General features: G+C 72.6%; 5 protein-coding genes. 3 read left to right on the plus strand and 2 right to left on the minus strand.

Features of this window, described 5'->3' with window-relative positions; genetic code table 11:
• The first annotated feature begins 416 nt into the window (after positions 1 to 416).
• Positions 417 to 866 (plus strand): PTS glucose transporter subunit IIA, encoded by a 450-nt coding sequence (locus tag AB0K65_RS32160; protein ID WP_365722812.1) that lies wholly within the window; start codon positions 417 to 419, stop codon positions 864 to 866.
• 84 nt (positions 867 to 950) lie between these two features.
• The gene (ptsP, locus tag AB0K65_RS32165; RefSeq protein WP_365722814.1) at positions 951 to 2,621 is read left to right on the plus strand and encodes a phosphoenolpyruvate--protein phosphotransferase; all 1,671 of its coding nucleotides are present in this window, start codon (positions 951 to 953) and stop codon (positions 2,619 to 2,621) included.
• Between the two features lie 66 nt (positions 2,622 to 2,687).
• Here ptsP and AB0K65_RS32170 read toward each other — a convergent pair whose 3' ends face one another.
• Positions 2,688 to 3,581 carry a hypothetical protein gene (locus AB0K65_RS32170; protein WP_365722816.1) on the minus strand — a complete coding sequence of 298 codons (894 nt, stop codon included), beginning with the start codon at positions 3,579 to 3,581 and terminating at the stop codon, positions 2,688 to 2,690.
• A 22-nt stretch (positions 3,582 to 3,603) separates the two neighbouring features.
• Positions 3,604 to 4,872, minus strand: a complete 1,269-nt coding sequence (locus AB0K65_RS32175) for an MFS transporter (protein ID WP_365722818.1) — start codon at positions 4,870 to 4,872, stop codon at positions 3,604 to 3,606.
• Between the two features lie 39 nt (positions 4,873 to 4,911).
• Between AB0K65_RS32175 and AB0K65_RS32180 the strand changes: the two genes are divergently transcribed.
• Entirely contained in the window at positions 4,912 to 6,237 is a 1,326-nt protein-coding gene (locus AB0K65_RS32180; RefSeq protein WP_365722820.1) for an aminotransferase class I/II-fold pyridoxal phosphate-dependent enzyme, read from the plus strand.
• The last annotated feature ends 83 nt before the right edge of the window (positions 6,238 to 6,320 follow it).

Genomic DNA, 6,320 nt, shown 5'->3' on the forward strand with positions numbered 1-6,320 from the left:
TGTTTCCAGCTTAGCAGATCCGATTTCCGTTTCCGCCACCCGCTGGAGCGGGTTTGCCGTTTCAGGAATTTGCTTTTCGCGCTTTCCCTTGCGGCGGGGTCAAACACTACCAGGCTTTCTCGCTCCCCCTGACCACTCCCTCCGCAGTGCATGCAGAGGTGTAGACCACTGGGGTTAGGATCTGGCTCGACAGGTGCTGCCGACCCACGACTCGACGTCGCGTTGGGGTCAGGCAGAAGTACGACAGTACATCCCACCGTCAGTAGAGGCAAATCGTTTCTCGCCGGTCTCTAGGTCCGCCAACTGGTACGTCTCGGGCGGAACTAGGACTTCTCATGACATACGCTTCTGAACAGTACGCCGTCCAGGACAGGTAGTGACGGCGCCACACCATCTCCGCCCCTGGGAGGCTTCCCATGACAACCGTGACGTCGCCGCTTGCCGGACGCGCCATCGGTCTCGCCGCAGTACCCGACCCCGTCTTCTCGGGCGCCATGGTCGGTCCCGGCACCGCCATCGACCCGGACCGTGGTCCGTCGGAGGCCGTTTCCCCGGTCGACGGCGTCATCGTCTCTCTGCACCCGCACGCGTTCGTCGTCGTCGACGCCGAGGGCCACGGAGTGCTCACCCACCTCGGGATCGACACCGTCCAGCTGAACGGGCAGGGCTTCGAGCTGCTCGTGAACAAGGGTGACACCGTGACGCGCGGACAGGCCGTCGTGCGCTGGAACCCCGCTGAGGTGGAGGCCGCCGGCAAGTCCCCCATCTGTCCCGTCGTCGCCCTGGAGGCCACGGTGGACTCCCTCTCCGACCTCGTCGACGACGGCGACGTGAAGGCCGGCGACCAGCTCTTCGGCTGGAAGTGACGCCGGGTCGTCCTCGCGACGGCCACAGGTTCCACATTCAACGCGGCGGCCGGGGTGCCGTCGCTTCTATCGGAGACGGGTGAGATGGAGACAACGCTGCGAGGCGTCGGCGTCAGCCACGGAGTGGCGATCGGCGAGGTTCGGCACATGGGCACGGCGGTACTCGAGCCGCCGGCCAAGCAGATTCCCGCCGAGGACGCGGAGCGCGAACAGGGGCGCGCCCGCAAGGCCGTGGAGGCCGTGGCTGCCGACCTGATCGCGCGCGGCAATCTGGCCGGGGGCGAGGCACAGCACGTGCTCGAGGCCCAGGCGATGATCGCGCAGGACCCGGAGCTCATCGCCGACGTCGACCGCCGGATCGCGGTCGGCAGCACGGCGGAGCGCGGTATCTACGACGCCTTCTCGCACTACCGCGAGCTGCTCGCGGGCGCCGGCGAGTACATGGCCGGGCGCGTGGCCGACCTCGACGACGTGCGGAACCGTATCGTCGCCCGCCTCCTCGGGGTGCCGATGCCGGGTGTGCCGGACAGCGACGAGCCGTACGTGCTCATCGCCCGGGACCTCGCGCCCGCCGACACCGCGCTGCTCGACCCGGCGCTGGTGCTCGGCTTCGTCACCGAGGAAGGCGGGCCGACCAGCCACAGCGCGATCCTCGCGCGGGCGCTCGGAGTGCCGGCCGTCGTGGCGCTGCCGGGTGCGGGTGAGATCGGTGAGGGGACGGTCATCGCGGTGGACGGGTCCACCGGCGAGATCTTCGTGGACCCGACCGAGGAGCGGAAGGAGCGGCTGACCGCGGCAGCCGCGGAGCGCAGGGCCGCGCTCGCCGCGTCCAGCGGTCCCGGTGCCACCTCGGACGGACACAAGGTGCCGCTGCTGGCCAACGTCGGCGGACCGGCGGACGTGCCGGCCGCGGTGGAGGCAGGGGCCGAGGGTGTCGGTCTGTTCCGTACGGAGTTCCTCTTCCTGGACGACAGCGCGAAGGCGCCGTCCGAGGAGAAGCAGATCGACGCCTACCGCAAGGTCCTGGAGGCGTTCCCCGAGGGCCGTGTGGTCGTGCGGGTCCTGGACGCGGGCGCCGACAAGCCACTCGACTTCCTGACGCCGGCGGACGAGCCGAACCCGGCGCTGGGCGTGCGGGGCCTGCGGAGCCTACTGGACCACCCGGAGGTGCTGCGCACGCAGCTGACCGCGCTGGCGAAGGCGGCCGAAGGGCTGCCGGTCTACCTCGAGGTCATGGCGCCGATGGTGGCCGACCGCACGGACGCGAAGGCGTTCGCGGACGCCTGCCGTGAAGCGGGGCTGCGTGCCAAGTTCGGGGCGATGGTGGAGATCCCCTCCGCCGCTCTGCGGGCGCGCTCGATCCTGCAGGAGGTGGAGTTCCTGTCGCTGGGCACCAACGACCTCGCGCAGTACACCTTCGCCGCCGACCGTCAGGTCGGTGCCGTGTCGCGGCTCCAGGACCCGTGGCAGCCCGCGCTGCTGGACCTGGTGGCGCTGTCCGCCGACGCGGCCAAGGCCGAGGGCAAGAGCTGTGGCGTCTGCGGTGAGGCCGCGTCGGACCCGCTGCTCGCGTGTGTGCTGACCGGTCTGGGTGTCACCTCTCTGTCGATGGGCGCCGCGTCCATTCCGTACGTCCGGGCGACGCTCGCGAAGTACACGCTGGCCCAGTGCGAGCGGGCCGCGGCCGCCGCGCGGGCGGCGGACACGGCCGACGAGGCCAGGCGGGCCGCACAGGCGGTGCTGTCCGGGGAGTGATCCCGGCAGATCGCGAGGTGTCGAAGGGGCTTCCCGTCACAAGCGTGGCGGGGAGCCCCTTCGGCGTCAGTGGTGAGCGGGCCAGTCGTCGTCGGGGGCGAGGTCGAAGCCCGCGTGGTAGTCGGCGTGGGGTTCCGGCGCGATCGGTTCTCCCGTGCGGGCGTCGGTGCAGTAGGCGTTGAAGACCTCGGCCTCGGTGAGCGGGAGGAGCTTTCCGTGGGCGAGGCGCCAGCCGTGGAGGCGGTCGCGCGCGCCGGGGGCGGAGGTGCGCAGGACGACGCCTCCGGGGCTGTCGAGCGCGATGCCGGTGGCGAGGACGGTGACGAACTGGGCGCCCTCGGCGCTGTCCAGGCGGGCCGGGCCGTCGTCGTCGCGGGATGTGTGGAGAAGGGCGAGGAGCTGTTCGTCGGCGGCGGGGACGCTGCAGACGAGGTGGTGGGTGCCGGGCCCGGCGGCTTCGAGGAGGCGGAGCAGCAGCCGGGAGGCGCGGTCGAAGGCGGCTCGGCCGATGTCCTGGCCGCACTCGGCGCAGTCGCCGGTGTCGGAGAGGAGCATCGTGGCGTACTCCCAGGTGGCGCGGCGGACGGCGGTGTCGATGAGGGCGGGCACGAGGTCGGTCATGGGCTGGCCCGTGTAGGGCACGCGGGCGCCGGTGGCGGCCAGTTCCGCGGTGTAGCGGCTGCGGCTGTCGGGGCGGTCGGGGTCGAGGCCGGTCTCGTGGCAGTAGGCGGCGTACTCCTCGGGGTCGAAGAGGGCGACGGTGGTGTGGCCCCCTCGGGTGGCGAGGTCCCGGAGCAGGACCTCGACCTGGCGGAGGTAGGCCGGGTGGTCGTCGAAGCGGAAGGTGGCGTAGTGGCGCATGGCGGCGAAGTCGTCCTCGTCGGCGAGCAGGGCGACGGTGCTCGGTACTTCGCGGCGCAGGGCGCGGCGCAGGGATGCGGTGGTGCTGGGCTGTGCCATGTCTCCCCCTGGGTGATGACGGTCAGTGCTCACTCACCGTAACGACGGGCACTGACAGTGACGATCGGGAGAGGGTGCGGCGGACGAGGCGGTTCTGTGCCGCGCAGGTGGCGACGAGGGCGGCTCCGAGGACCGGCCAGGCCAGGGGGCCCGCGCTGATCACGCCGGTGAGGAGGAGGGGTCCGGCGAAGCGCTGGGTGGCGGGGGCGAGGGCGTGGACGCCGAGGTAGGAGCCCTGGGCCTCGGCGGGGGCCAGGGCGACGGAGAGTTCCCAGGAGACGGTCGCCTGCACGATCTCCGCGAAGGTGAGGGCGACGATCGCGCCGATGAGGGCGACGATGGCGAACGCGCGCCCTGCGGCCGCCGAGGCCGCGAAGGCGAGCGTGCCGGCGGCGAAGAGGCATGCGAGCGGGGTGAGGAGGCGTCGGGCGGCGTCGGTGGTGGCGCCGAAGCGGGAGAGCGGGACCTGGAAGAGCACGACGAGGACGCTGTTGACGACCATGAGCGCGGGTGCGAGTCCGACCGGGGCGTCGGTGGCGTGGACGATCCAGAGCGGCAGGGCGACCTGGAGGATCGAGTCGTGCAGGGAGAGGACGCTCTCGTTGGCGGTGAAGAGGAGGAAGGCACGGTCGCGCCACGGGCTGGCCGGCCGCCGGTCCGGGGCACCAGGGGCGGAGTCGGCGCCGGCGGCGACGCGTGCGGGGGCCTGGGGTTCGGCGCAGCGCAGGGTGAGGGCGGCCATCACGACGTAGGTGAGGGCGTTGCCGGCGAGCAGGAGCTGGAAGGCGGTGCTGGTGGCGACGGAGAGGGCGGCTGCGGCGCCGAGGCCGCCGACGGACCAGCCGAGGTTGCCGACGGTGCGGTTGATGGCCTGGTAGCGGACGCGGTCGGAGCCGGCGACGCGGGTGGCGTAGAGCCTGGTGAGGACGTTCGTGCCGCGGTCGGGGACGGCGCCGATGGCCGAGTAGAGGACCAGCAGGGCGTAGGTGTCCGTGGTGAGCAGGGCGAGGAGGGCGGCGGCGCGCAGGAGTTGGCCGCCGATGAGGAGGCGGGTGAGGGGGAAGCGGTCGGCGAGGCGGCCCGCGAGGGGTGCGCCGACGATCCCGAAGCCGCCGGAGATTCCGACCAGGAGGCCGATCCGGCCGACGCCGAGCCCGGAGACGTACGTGAAGTAGAGGGCGATGGAGGTGGCCCAGAGGCCGGTGCCGGTCTTGTCGATGAAACCGATGAGGAGCATGCGGCGTCCGTCGGTGCCTCCTGGGATGCGGTCCTTCAGTGATGCGCGGCGCACGGCTCCCCCTTGACTGTCTGTTTGTATCAATACATAATCATGTACGTGGCAGCACAATATTCGATCGCAGGGGCGACGGCCAAGGGGATTGCCGCGTCCATCGAGCGCGGGGTGGCGGAGGGCGGGTTCGGGCCGGGGGACGCGCTGCCTCCGGTGCGGCGGCTGGCGGACGAGCTGGGCGTCAGTCCGGGCACGGTCGCGACGGCGTACAGGGAACTGCGGCAGCGGGGGGTGGTGGTCACACGCGGGCGGGGCGGGACCGTGGTCGCGCAGGCGCCTTCGGTCGCCTCCCGGCGGCCTCCGAGGGTGCCGGAGGGGCTGGTGGACCTCGCGGGCGGCCACCCCGATCCGGCGTTCCTGCCGGAACTCCGCCCTCCGGCGCTGGTACGGCCGACGTACGGCTCCCATCGCGCGTCGCCGCGCCTCGGCCGGCTGGAGGGGCTCACGCGGGACTGGTTCGCCCGGGACGGTGTCCCCTCGGAGCACGTGACGTTCGCGCACGGTGCGCTGGACTGCATCGCGCGGCTGCTGTCGACGGAACTGCGGCCCGGGGACGCGGTGGCCGTGGAGGATCCCGGCTTCCACCATCTGCTGGACCTGGTCCCGGCCCTCGGGCTGCGGATGGTGCCGGTCGCGGTGGACACGGAGGGGCTGGATCCGGAGGCCCTGCGGACCGCGCTGCGGTCAGGGGTGCGCGCGGTGGTGTGCAGCCCGCGCGGGCAGAGTCCTACCGGTGCGTTCTTCACGCGGTCCCGGCGGGACGACCTGGTGGCCGTGGTCCGGGAGTTCCCCGAGGTGCTGGTGGTGGAGGACGATCACAACGCGGACATCGCGGGGGTGACCGCCCACTCGCTCGCGGCGGCCGGGCTGGAACGGTGGGCGCAGGTACGGACCGTGTCGAAGCACCTGGGCATCGACCTGCGGTGGGCCGGGCTCGCGTGCGATCCGGCGACGCTGGCGCGTCACGACGGCCGGCTGCTCATGACGTCCGGCTGGGTCAGCCACGTCCTGCAGGAGACGGCGGCCGGACTGCTCGCGGACGGTGAGGTGCGGCGGCTCGTGGCGGCCGGTGAGGCGGCCTACGCCGCGCGGCGGACGGCGCTGATCGGGGCGCTCGCGCAGTACGGGATCCGGGCGGTCGGGGCGAGCGGGCTGAACGTCTGGGTGCCCGTGCGGGACGAGTCGGCCGTCGTCAACGGGTTGCGCACCCGGGGATGGTGGGTGGCCGCGGGGGCGCGGTTCCGGATCGCCTCGGCACCGGCGGTGCGGATCACGACGGCCGCCTTGGAGGCCGAGGCGGCACAGGGCCTGGCGGCCGACTTCGCGGCGGTCCTCGGCGAGACGCAGGCGACGTACGGCGGGTGACCCACGGACGGGAGGGCGGCGGGGTGGACGACCCCCGGTGGGGCGGTGGGGCGGGGCTCGCCAGCGGCGTCGAGGTGAGCGCC

The organism is Streptomyces sp. NPDC053755 (genome assembly GCF_040677675.1).
In the GTDB taxonomy this organism is placed as follows: Bacteria; Actinomycetota; Actinomycetes; order Streptomycetales; family Streptomycetaceae; genus Streptomyces.

Coding starts and splice junctions, on each gene's coding strand:
- AB0K65_RS32160 (WP_365722812.1), top strand. CDS start 417: ATGACAACCGTGACGTCGCCGCTTGCCGGACGCGCCATCGGTCTCGCC.
- AB0K65_RS32170 (WP_365722816.1), bottom strand. CDS start 3,581: ATGGCACAGCCCAGCACCACCGCATCCCTGCGCCGCGCCCTGCGCCGC.
- ptsP (WP_365722814.1), top strand. CDS start 951: ATGGAGACAACGCTGCGAGGCGTCGGCGTCAGCCACGGAGTGGCGATC.
- AB0K65_RS32180 (WP_365722820.1), top strand. CDS start 4,912: ATGTACGTGGCAGCACAATATTCGATCGCAGGGGCGACGGCCAAGGGG.